The 16,295-nt window shown below is 38.1% G+C and carries 12 protein-coding genes and 1 pseudogene (1 of these 13 running past the window's edge); 8 read left to right on the top strand and 5 right to left on the bottom strand.

The genetic code is table 11. The features are described from left to right. Window positions 1-728 (top strand): annotated as a pseudogene (nagA, locus tag V7149_RS10605) (N-acetylglucosamine-6-phosphate deacetylase); it begins 489 nt to the left of the window's first position. Window positions 729-804: 76 nt separating this feature from the next. Here the strand turns inward: nagA and V7149_RS10610 are convergent. Next, window positions 805-1,896, bottom strand: a complete 1,092-nt coding sequence (locus V7149_RS10610; protein ID WP_335345598.1) for an ABC transporter ATP-binding protein — start codon at window positions 1,894-1,896, stop codon at window positions 805-807. A gap of 280 nt (window positions 1,897-2,176) precedes the next feature. Between V7149_RS10610 and V7149_RS10615 the strand changes: the two genes are divergently transcribed. Both V7149_RS10615 and V7149_RS10620 read left to right on the top strand, forming a co-directional pair. Continuing rightward, complete coding sequence (locus tag V7149_RS10615) at window positions 2,177-3,202, top strand: hypothetical protein (protein ID WP_335345599.1); 1,026 nt, start codon at window positions 2,177-2,179, stop codon at window positions 3,200-3,202. Between the two features lie 140 nt (window positions 3,203-3,342). Beyond that, a complete protein-coding gene (locus tag V7149_RS10620) occupies window positions 3,343-4,575 on the top strand; it encodes an ATP-binding protein (RefSeq protein WP_335345600.1) in 1,233 nt (410 codons plus the stop codon). A gap of 105 nt (window positions 4,576-4,680) precedes the next feature. On the opposite strand, the gene V7149_RS10625 is transcribed toward V7149_RS10620, so the two are convergent. After that, entirely contained in the window at window positions 4,681-5,058 is a 378-nt protein-coding gene (locus V7149_RS10625; RefSeq protein ID WP_335345601.1) for a DoxX family protein, read from the bottom strand. A 161-nt stretch (window positions 5,059-5,219) separates the two neighbouring features. Between V7149_RS10625 and hemG the strand changes: the two genes are divergently transcribed. Together hemG and V7149_RS10635 are read left to right on the top strand one after the other, a co-directional pair. Continuing rightward, window positions 5,220-6,608, top strand: coding sequence for a protoporphyrinogen oxidase (gene hemG / locus V7149_RS10630; protein WP_335345602.1), 1,389 nt, complete (start codon window positions 5,220-5,222; stop codon window positions 6,606-6,608). A gap of 175 nt (window positions 6,609-6,783) precedes the next feature. Beyond that, complete coding sequence (locus tag V7149_RS10635) at window positions 6,784-7,647, top strand: AraC family transcriptional regulator (protein ID WP_335345603.1); 864 nt, start codon at window positions 6,784-6,786, stop codon at window positions 7,645-7,647. A 53-nt stretch (window positions 7,648-7,700) separates the two neighbouring features. Here V7149_RS10635 and V7149_RS10640 read toward each other — a convergent pair whose 3' ends face one another. From V7149_RS10640 to V7149_RS10650, 3 genes are all read right to left on the bottom strand, one after another. After that, entirely contained in the window at window positions 7,701-8,603 is a 903-nt protein-coding gene (locus V7149_RS10640; protein ID WP_335345604.1) for an NAD-dependent epimerase/dehydratase family protein, read from the bottom strand. Between the two features lie 79 nt (window positions 8,604-8,682). After that, window positions 8,683-9,918, bottom strand: coding sequence for a CynX/NimT family MFS transporter (locus V7149_RS10645; RefSeq protein WP_335345605.1), 1,236 nt, complete (start codon window positions 9,916-9,918; stop codon window positions 8,683-8,685). Window positions 9,919-10,148: 230 nt separating this feature from the next. Then, entirely contained in the window at window positions 10,149-12,257 is a 2,109-nt protein-coding gene (locus V7149_RS10650; RefSeq protein WP_335345606.1) for a helix-turn-helix domain-containing protein, read from the bottom strand. Window positions 12,258-12,422: 165 nt separating this feature from the next. Between V7149_RS10650 and V7149_RS10655 the strand changes: the two genes are divergently transcribed. The 3 genes from V7149_RS10655 to V7149_RS10665 all read left to right on the top strand — a co-directional run bounded on the left by V7149_RS10655 (window position 12,423) and on the right by V7149_RS10665 (window position 16,292). Further along, window positions 12,423-13,601 (top strand): M20 family metallopeptidase, encoded by a 1,179-nt coding sequence (locus V7149_RS10655; protein WP_335345607.1) that lies wholly within the window; start codon window positions 12,423-12,425, stop codon window positions 13,599-13,601. Between the two features lie 147 nt (window positions 13,602-13,748). Then, window positions 13,749-14,936 (top strand): hypothetical protein, encoded by a 1,188-nt coding sequence (locus tag V7149_RS10660; RefSeq protein WP_335345608.1) that lies wholly within the window; start codon window positions 13,749-13,751, stop codon window positions 14,934-14,936. Between the two features lie 126 nt (window positions 14,937-15,062). After that, window positions 15,063-16,292 carry a Zn-dependent hydrolase gene (locus V7149_RS10665; protein ID WP_335345609.1) on the top strand — a complete coding sequence of 410 codons (1,230 nt, stop codon included), beginning with the start codon at window positions 15,063-15,065 and terminating at the stop codon, window positions 16,290-16,292. Window positions 16,293-16,295: the final 3 nt, after the last annotated feature.

Raw genomic sequence — 16,295 nt, forward strand, 5'->3', positions numbered from 1 at the left:
TTATTGAACCTAATGTAGAAATATTTAAAAAATGGCAAGAGCTAGCGAAAAATCATATTAAACTAGTTACTTTGGCCCCTGAAATTGATGGAGGAATAGAGCTTATCGGTCACTTGAAAGAAACAGGCGTCATTGCTTCAATTGGCCACTCAGATGCTACATATGAAGTGGTTATTGGGGCAATTGAGGCCGGAGCAACTCATGCCACGCACCTTTTTAATCAGATGAGTGGATTGCATCATCGCGAGCCAGGTGTCGTAGGTGCGGTATTTTTAAGAAAGGAATTAAGAGTAGAGTTAATTGCGGATGGAATACATGTTAAACCTGAGATTGTGAAACTAGCCCATAAAATGATAGGCTCTGACCGGATTATCTTAATCACAGATTCTATGAGAGCCAAATGTTTAAAAAATGGAAGCTACGATTTAGGCGGTCAAGAAGTTACTGTACAGGATGGAAAAGCTGTATTAAGCAATGGCACCTTGGCTGGTAGTATATTGAAACTAGGACAAGCGATAAAAAATATGATGTCCTATACGGGCTGCACACTAGAGGATGTCATCCGAATGGGATCAGCTAATCCTGCAATACAATTTAATGCCTTTGATAAAAAAGGCAGCCTTGCTGTTGGGAAGGATGCTGATTTAGTCATTTTAGATGAGAATTATGATGTGTATATGACACTTTGCCATGGCACAATTGCATATAGCAAAGGCGCATCTCCTTGAAAATCATAATCAGGATTAAATTAAACGAGAGGCCATCTTTTAAGGTTTCCTACCTTACCAGATAGCCTTTTTACATTTATCCAATCCTCTTTTCCGTTTCATCATCAAAAAATTGGACCTTATTCATATCAAAAGCAAGCCTAATTTTTTCTCCGCGTTTAATATTAGCGTCTGAATCAAGACGTGCGACAAAACCTTGACCCTCTAAACTCGCATTAATCATTAATTCAGCACCAGTTAGCTCGGAACCCTCAACTTGAGTCAAAATAACGGATCCATTTTCTATGGAGGTAGAAACATGATGAATATTTTCAGGACGAACCCCAAGGATGATATTTTTACCTAAATAGCCTCTTTCACAAAGGAGTTTCATTTTTCCCTCAGGTACAGAAAGGATAGTACTTCCTGCTCTAAATCCGCTCTCTTCAAGAACACCATTAATAAAATTCATTGCAGGAGACCCAATAAATCCTCCAACGAAAATATTTTCAGGATGATTATAAACCTCCATAGGAGTTCCGACCTGTTGAATGACTCCATCCTTCATAACAACAATTCTAGTTGCCATCGTCATGGCTTCTGTCTGGTCATGAGTCACATAAATGGTCGTCGTTTGTAATCGCTCGTGCAGTTTGATAATCTCTGAACGCATTTGAACACGCAGCTTTGCATCAAGATTAGAAAGTGGCTCGTCCATGAGAAATACCTTGGCATCACGAACAATAGCCCTCCCTAATGCAACACGCTGACATTGTCCTCCAGATAGAACGTTTGGCTTTCGATCTAAATAGGCTTGAATACCAAGAATATGGGCTGCCTCATTTACCCGGCGGTCGATTTCCACTTTTGAATATTTCCGGCGCTTTAATCCAAATGCCATATTTTCATAGACGCTCAAATGGGAGTATAAAGCATAGTGCTGAAAAACCATAGCCATGTCTCGATCTTTTGGAGGGAGGTCATTAACCCTTTTTCCATCTATATAGAAATCCCCCTGCGAAATCTCCTCAAGTCCAGCAATCATCCGCAAAGTAGTTGATTTTCCGCACCCTGAAGGCCCAACGAAAACGATAAATTCCTTATCATAAATATCAAGACTAAAGTCCTTAACGGCAGTAAATTTATTATTATAGACTTTGAAAATATGCTCGAGTTTTAATTCAGCCATTTTTTAAGCCCCTTTTTGTATAGATTCATGTCTATTGTAACATTTACATTTAGGTCCGATTATGGAAAATGCGTGACAACTATGAATAAATAGTCATCAACTTATCAACTATGCAAAATATGGTATAATCATGGGAAAAGTACCTAGGTAAACAACCCATCATCCCAATAACCTTCTTTATATTCAGAAATACTCGATGGCGTTCGAGGACACTTTTCAGAAGGTTCTTGCATTTTAATATAATCCATTCATGCTAATTTAGCAAAAAGGGGGAGGAATCATGGCAATGGCATTTCAGAATAAAGAAGAATGGTTTAAGTTTTATGATAGCAAAGGAAATCCGATTGAGCGGAGGACTGAGATCCGTTTTGATCCGATTACCGGGGAATCATCTCGTCTTATTTATGATTCTGGATTAGTATTTACACCGCCAGACTACACAGAAATTGCTAAGCAAAATAGGGGGGCTAGATGTCCCTTTTGCCAGGAAAACTTATTGAAAATGACCCCGCTCTTTCCGAAAGAAATTACTCAAAATGGGCGAATTATTAAAGGAGAAGCGGTAGTCTTTCCGAATCTGTTTCCTTATAGTAAGCATAACGGGGTTGTTATTTTCTCCGGACAGCATTATGTTCGCCTAGAGGAATTTACAACAGAGTTAATTACGAACGCATTTCTGGCTGCACAGGACTATTTAAATAGAATAATGGAGTCTGATCCTGAAGCACGCTATGCATCTATAAATTGGAATTATTTGCCTAACTCTGGTGGGAGTGTTCTTCACCCTCATATTCAGGTTTGTGCATCAGATTCACCGACAAACTATCAAGCTCAGCTCGAGGAAAAAACAAAAGACTACGAAGGCAATAAGGATGTATTTACCAATCTTTATGAAACGGAAAAGGCAATGAGAGAAAGATGGATCGGAGAAAAAGGAAATGTAGCTTGGATGCATGCCTACGCTCCGAAAGGTCAAAATGATTTTGTCGCTATATTTCCCGAAAAATATTCAATAAATGATCTCAATGATCAGGATTGGACAGATTTCGCAGTTGGATTGAAGGCAATCTTCCAAACGCTGATAGAACAAGGATTTGCAAGCTTTAACTTGGCGTTAAATATTTCGTTAAATGAGGATTTAAAGCAAGCTATTCATGTCCGTCTTATACCGCGTTTCACTATTGGCATGATGGACACGAGCGACATAAATTTCTATCAGGCCCTCCACCAAGAACCACTTACATACAAAGTCCCAGAAGAGGTAGCAGCAAGAGCCCGTGAATTTTATTATAAAATTAAAGACTAATACTAAAAGCATGAATTCGAACGGGTAAAAGCCCAAATGATTCATGCTTCTTTTAGACTGTTAATCGGACGGGGAGGAAATTGTCGATTTTTAGCGAAAAAAGGTATAATAAGTATTATTATTTATTGTGAGGAACTCTGATGAACAAAGTGAAAGTAGACTATTTACTGCAAAATGAGGAAAAGCGGGCACTTTCTGCCTATTTACTATCCTTTTATATCACCTTAGCTTTGTATGATATTTTTTATTATTATCTTTATCCAAAGTTTATCTCGAACACCGAACCTGGGCTAATCGGCCCATTAAGCTATTGGAATTATGTAATCTTTATTAGCTTAATCCCTGTTTCGTATCTGTTGATGAAAAGAAATAGGCTTCATATCATTAAGTACTTATATATTCTCGTTTATTTGGGAATCACGGCATTAAGTGATATTATCATGTTTTTGGGGGAAACTGGCGAGTATAGAAGCGGAAATGCGGCTGAGCTTATCTTGCTTTTATTTTCTCCTATATTTATTAACCAACGTTTTTATTGGACGGTGGTCGGCGTTTCGTTATGCAGATATTTAATAGTAGGAATCTATATAAAATCGGCAGCAGTCGTCATTCCGATGGCCATTATTAGTATTTTATCTGTGATTGCTTATATTTTTATGAGACGTTTTTCTTCCTATATTTTTGCATTGACTTCAATACACGAGGAGATGCGGCATAAGGAAAAGCTAGCATTTATTGGGCAAATGGCTGCTTCAATAGGACATGAGATAAAAAATCCCCTAGCTTCCCTAAAGGGTTTTACCCAGCTGCAAAAAGAAAAGTACGAAGATGACCAACAGTATTTTTCCATTATGGATCAAGAAATAGACAGAATTAATTCGATTGTTAATGATTTATTGGTGCTTGGCAAACCGCGATCTCCTCACTTTCAATTGAAAAATATAAATGAAACTCTTTCCTATGTAATATCTATAAATCAGCAGCTGGCCCGCCAAAAAGGGATAGCGCTTACATTAGAGTTTGACGAGAATATTCCTTTAGTTGTTTGTGATGAGAATCAGTTAAAGCAAGCATTTATTAATCTTATTAAAAATGGTATTGACTCTATGCATAATGGTGGTCAGCTAAAGGTTATTTCTTCATTTCAGGCAAGCAAGACATTGTCTATTTGCTTTATTGATCAAGGGTGTGGAATTAATCAATCTGATATGGAAAATCTATTTGCTCCATTTTATACAACAAAGATTGATGGTACCGGTTTAGGGCTGATCGTGACCAAAAAAATAGTAGAAGATCATCAAGGTCAATTAAAGATAGAAAGTGAAATGAACAACGGAACTAAGGTAGAAGTGATTTTACCGATTGAACAATAAGCAGTCGTCGGAGAGTTTAATATAAGGATTCTATTTTAGTTTTTCTTCTCCTATTTTAAAAGCCAGTGCATGGATTTTACTATTCCCCTGCACTGGCTTTAAGGTTTAAACCCTTTTAGTTGGTTGACTATATAAAATAAACAGCAAAATGAGCATCACAATGTCTAACCGAGCATTGGCTGCAAATTGAAAAAAACCAGTATGCAAGGTTGGAATCTTCGTTAAAATAATAGCGACAATCATGATGCCAATTAAGGGCAGTGTTGCATTTGCTACACTTCTATTTAATAAAATTAAGACACCGCAGATCAATTCCACTATGGCAACGATATACATCACTGAAATCGGATAAGGCAGTCCTAAGTTTACAAAATAAGTCCCCATCTCAGGATTAATTAATTTTATTATTCCAGCGATGATGAATACGTAGGCCACAGCATATCGAATTAATTGGTCCGTTGAAATGGATGTTTTAATGGCCAACCCCTCCTTTATACAACTGTATGCAGTTTAAAGGACAAACAGTCTCAGAAAATCAAAAGACCCCTTTTAGTCACAAAATTGTTGGAAGATGAACCGTAGGGTTTGGAGCACTAAGTATGGTACACTTTCAATAATTAGGATCAAAAACAGGGGTGTCAAAATTGAAAACAGTATTAGTCATTGGCGGGGGAATCACTGGATTATCTGCCATATATGAGTTACATAAATGGAAAAAAGCCAATCAATCTGATGTTAGGCTTATTCTAGCAGAGGCGTCTCCAGAACTCGGCGGGAAAATTCGCACGGTTAAAGATCGTGGCTTTATTATGGAGGCGGGAGCTGACTCAATTGTCTCGCGTAAAGTCAATACGATGACATTTATTAAAGAACTTGGTTTAGAAAATGAAGTTGTCTATAATGCCTCCGGACGGTCATTTATTTATACCGAGAATGAACTTAAGCAGATTCCTTCTGATGCAGTGTTTGGAATTCCGACAAGTGTAGAGTCCTTAGCAAAAACTACGCTTGTGTCTGCTGATGGAAAAGTAGAAGCACTGAAGGATTTATATACAAAAAACGAAACATTTACAAAAAATGATTCCATTGGTGATTTCCTAGAATATTTCCTAGGGAAGGAATTAGTTGAAAAACAAATAGCACCTGTACTATCAGGTGTATATTCAGGAAAATTAAGCGACCTCACAATCGGCTCAACTCTTCCATATGTTTTGGATTACAAAAAGGAATACGGCAGCATTATAAAAGGGTTTGAAGCTAATAAGGAAAAATTTCAAAGTGGCGGAGGAAAGAAGTTTTTTTCCTTTAAAAGCGGCTTAGGGAAGCTTATTGATGCTTACGAGGAAAAACTCGGTGATGCTGAAATATTAAAAAACACAAAGATAAATAAAATAGAGAAAAGCGGCGAGCGATATCAAGTCATATTGCATAATCAAGAAATAATTGAAGCAGATTATGTTGTTCTTAGTATACCTAGTAATGAGGCTGGGAAGTTATTTAATGATTCAGAGCTGGAAAAGAGCTTTTCCCAATTTAGAAATAGCTCTCTCATTAGCATGTATGTTGGCTTTGATGTTCCAGACAGTATTCTTCCTGAAGATGGAACAGGGTTTATTACTTCGGAAAGTCATGATGTACTATGTAATGCCTGTACATGGACTAGCCGGAAGTGGGAGCACACATCTCAAACGAAAAATTTGCTCGTCAGACTTTTTTATAAAAGCAGTATTCATTCATTCTCATCTTTATCAGAAATGAACAAAGACCAACTTCTGCAGACAGCTCTTTCGGATATCCACAAAAGCTTAGGGATCACAGCTGAGCCTGTCAGTTGCGAGATTACAAAATGGACAGACAGTATGCCGAATTATTTAATCAGCCACCCGCATACAGTAGAAAATTTAGAGGAAAAACTGTCAGCATTCTATCCAGGAATCATGCTTGCAGGCTGTTCTTATTACGGTGTGGGTATTCCAGATTGTATTGAAAATGGGGCAAATATATCAGAGAAAATTATTCGTAAACTTCAATAAGATGGGTTTTTTAATAAGAACAGCCTTGGCAGCTGTTCTTTTTTGACATACAAAGACGATCTTTCTATTTGAAAAAGTATTTATGTAAAGGAATTAATGCTCTGTCCGAACAAAGCACAAATTGACAGGATTCCATTTCCTGCTTTTGCTAATATGAAATCAAGGGAGTGAGACAATGGCTTGGATTGAATCTATACAAAAGGCGATAGACTATATGGAGGATCATTTGCATGAGGATATAACAATTGAAGAGATAGCTAAACAAGCAAATGCCTCGGCATTTCATTTTCAGCGAACCTTTACGGTCTTAACAGATATATCTGTTGGTGAATATCTAAGGCGAAGGCGACTAACTTTAGCTGCACAGGAGCTATCTAGAACAAACTGCAAAATTATTGATCTAGCCTATAAATATGGCTATGACACTCCCGAGGCTTTCACAAAGGCATTTCGCCGACAGCATGGTGTTTCACCAACTGAAGCGCGAAAATATATGGGAAAGCTGAAATTCTATGAACGCCTGATCATACAGGTAATTCTGAAAGGAGCAGAACCGATGAAGTATAATGTATTAGAAAGAGATGGTTTTCAGGTGGTTGGCATTAAGAGGGAGTTTTCCATTGTCAATGGGGAAAATTTGATAGGCATTCCTAAACTGTGGGATGAGGTTCTTAATGATGGAACATGTGAAAAGGTAGCACGTCTGAACAATGGGCAAATCAAAGGTGTGCTAGGTGTGTGTGCTGATAATAAAGGAGATGGGCCATCTGGGGCAATTGATTATTGGGTGGCAGCCGAACACGATGGAAATGCTGAAGGATTTTTAACATTGGATATTCCAGCTGCCAAATGGGTTGTATTTGAAGTACATGGACCGATGCCTGAGGCGATGCAGAAGACATGGAAGAAAATCTACTCGGAGTGGTTCCCTACAAGCGGCTATGAGCATGCAGAAAATGTACCACAATTAGAAGTATATCCTGATGATGACGCATCTAGTTCTGATTATTATTCGGAAATCTGGATTCCAGTAAAATAGAGGCTTAAGAGCAGGGAGCTTTTTACATTTATGAAAAGCTCCTGCTCTTATTTTTAAGTATTTTGTGCATGACTAATAGAATAATAATTGATTAAATCCTCTAACACTCCATCTAAATCAGCAAAGGTGAATCCAACCTCTTCTGCCTTACTTGTATTAATAGACCAAGAGCCTTCAAAAGAATAAGGAGAGGCATTTTCCTTTGTTAGTTTATCCGTAATTTTTGCCTTTAGATTTAATTGCGACTCGATTTTTCCTAGCAGTTCCTTTAGTGAGATATCCTTTTTACAGCCAGGATTGATAGAGCCAGTGAAAGAGGATGCCCCTAAATCATATAAAAATTGGGCAGCATCATCAGATAAGATAAAACTATATCTGGCTTCAGGATTGGAAAGGCCAATTTCTTCATTATTGATGATTTTATCTATATGGAACTTTAATCTGTTTGTAAAGTCGTCCTTGCCGATAACGATCGGAAAACGGACAGCTGCGATCTCGATTTCATTCTGAGAGAATAATAGAGCTTCAGCTGAACGCTTTGCTTCTTGATAGCCGGAATATCCACTATATTCTTCTCTCGGCCGTAGCTCATAAAGAAACTCGAATGGAATAAAATTCTCTTCCCTATGATTAATCCCGAAATCATAGACTGCCTGAGTAGATGTGAAAATGTACCTTCTCACTTTTCCTGTTAAGGCTTCTAATATATATTGTACCTCCAGCGGGGATTGGCATGTTTGGTCATAGACAATATCCCATTGACGACCCGCAAGTGCATCGTCAATCGACTCTTTATTTCGCCTATCCAATTTTAATCTTTCCACCTGATCTCCAAATGGGTCCGGTGTTATTCCTCTTGTGGCAACTGTAACCTTATCGCCATTCTGCAAAAGCTTCATAACTAATTTCTTTCCGAAAAACTGGGTTCCTCCTAATACTAGAACTCTTCTATTCAAGTAGCTTCCTCTTTTCTATTATGGATAATAATAAATACTAGATATAATGGAAAATTCCTGCATTTATTATAGTTCAATTTTAAGCAATGGTGGAAGGGGCTTTCTTATGCTCGTGTGTGTTTATTTTTTCCTGTAAAACATATAAATTTCGTCCGGCTCCAATTCCAGCTATCGTGTAAATAACCGTAATGACAACAAGCAGAATTAACGGGATCGTCCAAGTATGAAAGAAATCAAATATGAAACCAATCATAAATGGTCCAAGTGCTGCTAATAAATACCCAACGGATTGCGCCATCCCAGAAAGATCAGAGGCTTGCTTTGCATTTGCCGCCCGCAGCCCAATAAGAGTTAGACCGTGGCTAATAGCTGCTCCAAGGGATATTCCAAGCATAATAATACAACAGATAATAAGGGCTTTATTCGTGACAAACATTAATCCGAATAAACCAGTTAAGCATAGGAGGCCAATGCCTAAGGCAATACTTTTTTGGTTTGGAAGCCGATCAGCAAGAATAGGAATAATGATGTTTGCAGGCAACCCAGAAAATTGGAATATAGTAAGCATCCAGCCTGCAATAGCAATATTAAATCCTTGAGTATGCAGAATTTCTGGAAGCCAGGCGGTTATACTGAAATAAACCATTGATTGCAATCCCATAAAGAGGGTTACCTGCCATGCTATAGATGAAAACCAAATGCGCGAGCCGGTTTGTTTTTGTTTAGGGCTATCGAAGGTTATATCTTTCACTTTAAGTTGAGGCAGCCAAAAGCCGATAGCGATTAAAATGATTAGTGCCCATATTCCAAGGGATATTCTCCAGCCTAAGCCAAGCGAATCGGCAAGCGGGATGCTAAGACCGGGTGCTAAACCAGCAAAAACTCCCATTGAGAGAGTATAAATACCTGTTAAAAGCCCGACTTTTCTTGGAAAGGATTGTTTAACAATTCCAGGTAACAGTACATTGCAGACGGCAATTCCTAAGCCAATCAAGATTGTTCCAGAAAACAGGAGAGAAAGTGTGCCGGCAGAGCGAATCATAATTCCTGAACCTAAAATACATAATCCAATCATAACACTCATTTCATTTCCAAGCCTTCTTGCGATTTTGGGTACAAAAGGCGAAATCAGTCCGAAGGAAATGAGCGGCAAGGTAGTTAGCAGCCCTGCTATCCCATTGGAAATTCCTGTTTCATCCCGGATGTGCCCTGTTAAAGGGCCAATCGAGGTAATCGCAGGTCTTAGAGTAAATGCAACGAAAATAATACCAATCATCAGCAACGTATTTTTATTTCTTATTTGAATATTTTGCATGGATATTAATTCCCCCAGTATTCAGAACAAAATAGATTCTTCATGGTGTTTCTATTCATTTGTTGAAAAATCAGCAGGAGAATCTTTCATATTCGCATTATTATAATGAATATTCAGAATTTTGTACAGAGAGGAATGTAAAAAAGTACCTGTCCTGAAATCATTTGCAATAGGGCAATGGACAGGCACTCATATGATTATCGAATGTTTGAGAACAGAATAACTGCAGCCTATTCGTTATTAGAAAAATTCTCATGCAGATGGCAGGCTAATAATATTTGTAAATAGTCATCTGGATCATTGAAATCAAGCTGGAGCAGTTCCTCAATCCTTTTTATGCGATGATAGAGTGTGTTTTTATGAACATGCAGCCTTTCAGACGTTTCGATTATCGATTTGTTCAGTCTTATATAGGTGAAAAGTGTTTTTTCTAAATCATTGCTTTGTGCCCTTTCCGATCGCAATGGAGCCAAAATATCATTGGCAAATTGCTCAATTTCCGGGGAAGGCTGTGCGAGAAATAGTCGATTGATCCCCATCTTTTTGTAATTCATGACTCCTGTTTTATGCCGGGTGATTAAATAAGCAAGTGATTTTTTTGCCTCGTCATAGCATTTCGAAATGGCGTGCATTCCCTTATAAGAGGAACTAAGACCGGCGTAAAGAGGGATGTTTTCTTGGTTTCCCCATTTCAAAAATAAGGAATCGAACATCGATGCCAATTCATCAAGTTCACTTGGGTGATTTGTGGAAAAGAGAATCGTGACTTTATTATGAAATCCATATACGAGTGTTCCTTTTTCAGGGATTCTCCGTTTTATTCTAGAAATGAGACGATGAATAACTGCCTCTAATATTTGCAGGTCTGTGTATGAAACAATTTCCAGCAAAAGTACGGAGAAGTATGAATTAGTATTTAAACCTAATGCCTCCCCAATTTCCTCCAAAATGACTGGATCTTTATTATTCAGCAGGTCATTGAAGACTTCTTTTGTTTTTTTATAGTAAACCTCTGCCTGGGTTTTTTGCTTTGTTAGCTCTAGTGCCAGAACAGAGCTTGCTTGTTCAATGGTCATTTTGTCTTGGGATGAAATCGGTTTTAGAAACGGGATAATAAAACAGCCTAGGGAAACGCGGTCCGTTAATATCGGATATACATAATATTTCATTTCCTTCTCATCATTAATATCTATATAAAATGGTTTTGTCTTAGACCTGAGGATTTCAGCAAACTCGTCATTGCTTAAATATGGATAATGAATTGTTATTTTCGGAAAAAGCTCGGAGTCTAAATTATCAAAAAAGAAAACCTCACTGCCCATCATTCGATTTAATTCCCTGATGATGTACTCTACACTTTTATTTTGCAAGGAGAGACGAGTTAAGTTTTCATGAATCTCTGCTCTCCTTAATAGGAGTCTATTTTTTTCCTCTAAGCGTTTTGTTAATTCTGTGATTTCTTCTAATTGTGCATTTTTTTCCTGATAAAGTCTTGCGTTTTGAATGGCAATTGCTGCTTGCGCCCCGAAGCCCTCTAATAATCGAAGATCGTCCTCGGTCAATTTTCCTTCCGCTTCGTATTGATGAACAGTCATGACACCTATTGGCTCGTTATCTAATTTTAGAGGGACTGAAATGAGGGATCTTAATTTAGAATGATCACTAGCGTTTTGAATATTAGTGAAGTTACTCTTCGAAAGAGTTTCCATTCCTTCGTAGATTTCGGATTTTGAGTAATAGATTACAGGATTTCCATCGCGATATACTCTTCCTGTAATGGATTCCCCGAATTTTACTCTGATTGCTTGCAGCTTATTATTAAATCCAATTGCTGATTTTACCGTTAAATCCTTTGTTCGATCATTGGCTAATTGTACATAGCCAGCATCTGCAGCAGGAATGACGCTCAGGGCTTGATTAACAATCTTATCAAGAACCTCGTCAAGCTTTAGGGAGGCAGTGATTGAAAGGATGCTCTCTATCATACTTGTTAGCTCAATCTCTTTTGCGCATATTTTATTTTCTAGACCAACTACAGAAAAAAGGATATAAAGTTCATCAAGCTCAAATCTAGACAAGTGGATGGCGGAATTAGAAAGTTGAAAATGGACCTGATCATTTTCTGAGTAGAAAAATGTGTAAAGGATATGATTAGTACTCGGCTGAACGTGGTACTTTTTTACTGAGTGATATGCTAATAAGGGAATATCAATATCTGTCATATCACCATGAGAATATAGGAGTTGGGCCCTTTGGTTTGTTTTTTCGAAATAATATAGTTTGAAAGAAATATGATTAAATTTATTTTGAAGTAAAGTAAATAGCTGTTGTTTTATCAAATAAAATCACTCCTTATGGACTATTATACAATAATTAGATCTTAACATTGTACAAATGAACATTGAATTAATTTTCAGATATTTTATTATATTCCATATAGAAAAACAACTGAATATTTCTATTTCGATAAAATATTCTAGCCGTTTAAGTGGGAGTGAATGAATATGAACAAGCTTTATGAGTTATTAGATCAGGCTTATGATGAAATGGTAGAAGTACGCCGATATTTACATCAATATCCAGAGCTTTCTTTCCGAGAGGAAAATACACCCAAATATATTGCTGAGTATCATGAAAAGTTAGGCCATGAGATCCGCACAGGTGTTGGAGGACGTGGGGTTGTAGCCACACTGCGCGGTGGAAAACCTGGCCAAACAGTTGCATTGCGTGCTGACTTTGACGCACTTCCGATTAAAGAAGAAAACGATGTCCCATATAAATCAAAAGTAGATGGAGTTATGCACGCTTGCGGACATGACAGCCACACAGCTACACTGCTTGTCTTAGCAAAAGTATTAAATAGTATAAAGGAAGAGTTTGAAGGAAATGTTGTCTTTATTCATCAACACGCGGAAGAGGTTCTGCCTGGCGGAGCGATTGCGATGATAGAGGATGGCTGTTTAGATGGAGTCGATGTAATCTTTGGCCAGCATATTTGGGCAACTGCTCCTGTGGGAACAATTGAATATCGGCAAGGACCTATGATGGCAGCCGCTGACTTCTTCAAAGTGAAAATCCAAGGTCGTGGAGGACACGGTTCACAGCCTCATCGCACAAAAGATAGTGTTGTCATTGGCGCACAGCTTGTTGGCAATATTCAGCAGATTGTTTCTCGCAGAGTATCTCCACTTGATTCAGCGGTAATTTCCATTGGTTCATTTGAAGCAAAGAATGCTCCGAATGTCATTGCGGACTCTGCATCACTTGCTGGTACAGTGAGAACCTTTAATGAAAAGACACGTGAGTTTATTGAAACTGAAATAGAGCGCATTATTAAAGGAACATGCTTAGCTGCAGATGTAGAATATTCGTACGACTATCAAAAGGGCTATCCAGCAACCTGCAATCCGAAAGAGGAAATGGAGTTTGTTGTAGAACTCGCGAAACAAGTACCCGGTGTTAAAGCTGTTGTTGAAATTGAGCCGGAAATGGGCGGAGAGGATTTTGCTTATTATCTTCAAAAGGTTAAGGGAGCATTTTTCTTCACAGGCGGACAAAATCCTGATTGGGAAGAAACCTACCCACATCACCATCCTAAATTTGATATCGATGAAAAAGGAATGCTGATTGCAGCGAAAACTTTAGGAATAGCGACTTTAACATATTTAGAAAATAATAAATAGTAGAAGGATACGTACCGGATTGTTTCTCAAGCACGACTAAACCCGGTACACATTCCATTTCAGTATAATGACATTTTTTTTCGTAATTAATTGTTTGAATTTTTCGTAATATTGGTAAATTGATTTTAATGAAAGGGAGGGATTCTCATGTCCCAAATGTTAGCTTTAGTCATTGTTGTTTTCATATTATATATTGGAGATTTTATTTCTACTCGAACAAAAGCCTGGATCCCATCCGTATTTGTGAGTGCGGTTTTATTTCTTATCGGATATTGGACTTTTTTCCCTAAGGATATCGTACCTATTGCTGGTGTACCGCCAGTTGTTGCAACGATGGTGATTTATTTAATCATCACAAATATGGGGACGTTACTTTCAGTTAAAGAATTAATAAAGCAATGGAAGACGATCGTTATTGCGTTATCTGGTATTTTAGGAATTATTGCTGCGTTATTTGGAATTGGGACATTTATTTGGGACTGGAACACTGTTGTAGTTGCGATCCCGCCATTAGTAGGTGGAATCGTTTCTGCTGTTATTATGTCTGAAGGTGCAAAAGAATTAGGTCTTATGTCCTTATCTGTATTTGCCATCGTCATTTATGTCATGCAAGGTTTTGCAGGTTATCCATTAACTTCTATCGTATTAAAGAAGGAAGGAAAACGGCTGCTTAAGGAATATCGCAGTGGAAATTTATCAAAATTAGAAGCTGAACAGAGTGATTCTAGTGAAGAAGATGAACCGAAGCTATTTAAAAAGCATCCTAAAGAGTACAACACAGATTATTTTAAATTCCTTCGTCTAGCTATTGTCGGTTTACTAGCTTATCTTGTATCAAAGTCATTTGCACCAATTTTCGAGATCAGTCCGTTTGTATTATGTTTAGTATTTGGCGTTATTGGAAGAAGTGTTGGTTTTCTGGAAAGACAAATTCTATTTAAAGCAAATGGCTTTGGAATAGGTATTATGATTTTAATGCTCTTTGTTTTTGACTCATTAAAAAATGCGACTCCAAGTATGTTGGTTCAAATTATTTATCCTTTAGTTGGAACTATTGTATTAGGTGTAATCGGAATGTACATCTTTTCGTTCATTATCGGAAAGGTATTGAAGGTGAGTAAAGAAATGGCGTTTGCGGTTTCCTTGACAGCATTATATGGATTTCCAGCAGACTATATAATTACGAATGAGGTCATTAAATCATTAACAAAAGACAAAAAGGAACAAGAGGTTCTAACAAGTCATATGCTGCCGCCAATGCTTGTTGGAGGATTCATCACCGTTACAATGGTTTCCGTAGTATTAGCAGGTATTTTCGTAGGATTCTTGAAATAATTTTAACTTCATTCAGCAGAAATTGAAAAATATTGCGGGTTCGATTTATTTGGTAAAATGAAATGGCCAAGTAATATCGGCCCGCTTATCTTTCATTTGTAAAGTTTTAGTTTTGGAGGGATTCATATGTCAAAGTCTCAACAAAGAATTGAAAACCATATTAAAGAATTGCAAAAATTTACGGCAACTCCGGGAAAAGGGGTAACACGCCTTACCTATAGTCAAGAGGATTTACTGGCAAGAAACTATATTAAAGAAACCATGGGGGAGTATGGTTTAGTAGTCCGTGAAGATGGTTTAGGCAATATTTTTGGCAGGCTAGAAGGAAGTATAAAGGATGCGCCAAGTGTTATTGTCGGTTCTCACTTTGATTCAGTCCCTAACGGCGGTGCATACGATGGAGCTGCTGGAGTTGTCGCAGGTCTAGAAGTGGCTGCCCTTTTTCAAGAAAAGGGATTGAAGCCAAAATATCCATTAGAAGTTATTGCGATGATTGAAGAAGAGGGATCGAGATTCGGCGGAGGCCTCATGGGATCAAGAGGAATCATTGGCACACTGAGCGAGGAAGATTTCAAAAAACTTAAGGATTCGGATGGAATTTCAACGGTTGAAGCGATGGAGGCAATCGGATTAGATTCATCCTTGGTCAAGGTAAGAGATCCGAAAACAATGAAGGCTTTCTTAGAATTACATATTGAGCAGGGCCCGATTCTTGAAGAAGCTAATATTCCGATTGGCGTTGTAGAAGCGATTGTGGGCTTGACTCAGCTTGAGGTAACGGTTGAGGGTCAAGCAGGCCATGCAGGTACAACTCCGATGGATCGCAGATCAGATGCGTTAGTGACAGCAGCAAGAATTATTGCACAATTACCTGATCTTGCCCAGAAAGAAGGAGAAGGGACGGTCATCACTACTGGCCGCTTACATGTCTATCCGAACGGTGCCAACGTTATTCCGGATAAAACTATTTTCACAATCGACATTCGTTCAGGAAAAGAAGAGAATGTTCAAAGTGTGCTGGAGAAGGTGCAGACATTAATTCAGTCCAATCAAGTAGATGGCATTCGGATCTCGGTAAAGCAGCAATTATATATTCAGCCAAAAGCACTTAGTGAAAATGTTCGTTCTCTTCTCAGGCAAAAGAGCGAAGAATTGGGAATTGCCTATTGTTCGATCAATAGCGGCGCCGGACATGATGCTATGGTCTTTTCGGATGTTACAGAGGTAGGCATGATATTCGTACCAAGTAAAAACGGTTTAAGCCATTGTCCAGAGGAGTGGTCTGATACAGGTCATTTAGCTAATGGGGTGCATATTTTATTTGAGGCTGCGAAGAGTTTGACAGAGGCGGAATAGGAG

The organism is Bacillus sp. JJ1503 (assembly GCF_036965125.1).
GTDB lineage: Bacteria > Bacillota > Bacilli > Bacillales > Cytobacillaceae > Cytobacillus.

Excerpts from the sequence above, each read along its gene's own strand:
- V7149_RS10660 (WP_335345608.1), top strand. The coding sequence starts at position 13,749 with ATGTCCCAAATGTTAGCTTTAGTCATTGTTGTTTTCATATTATATATT.
- V7149_RS10615 (WP_335345599.1), top strand. The coding sequence starts at position 2,177 with ATGGCAATGGCATTTCAGAATAAAGAAGAATGGTTTAAGTTTTATGAT.
- V7149_RS10665 (WP_335345609.1), top strand. The coding sequence starts at position 15,063 with ATGTCAAAGTCTCAACAAAGAATTGAAAACCATATTAAAGAATTGCAA.
- V7149_RS10645 (WP_335345605.1), bottom strand. The coding sequence starts at position 9,918 with ATGCAAAATATTCAAATAAGAAATAAAAATACGTTGCTGATGATTGGT.
- V7149_RS10610 (WP_335345598.1), bottom strand. The coding sequence starts at position 1,896 with ATGGCTGAATTAAAACTCGAGCATATTTTCAAAGTCTATAATAATAAA.
- V7149_RS10620 (WP_335345600.1), top strand. The coding sequence starts at position 3,343 with ATGAACAAAGTGAAAGTAGACTATTTACTGCAAAATGAGGAAAAGCGG.
- V7149_RS10655 (WP_335345607.1), top strand. The coding sequence starts at position 12,423 with ATGAACAAGCTTTATGAGTTATTAGATCAGGCTTATGATGAAATGGTA.
- V7149_RS10635 (WP_335345603.1), top strand. The coding sequence starts at position 6,784 with ATGGCTTGGATTGAATCTATACAAAAGGCGATAGACTATATGGAGGAT.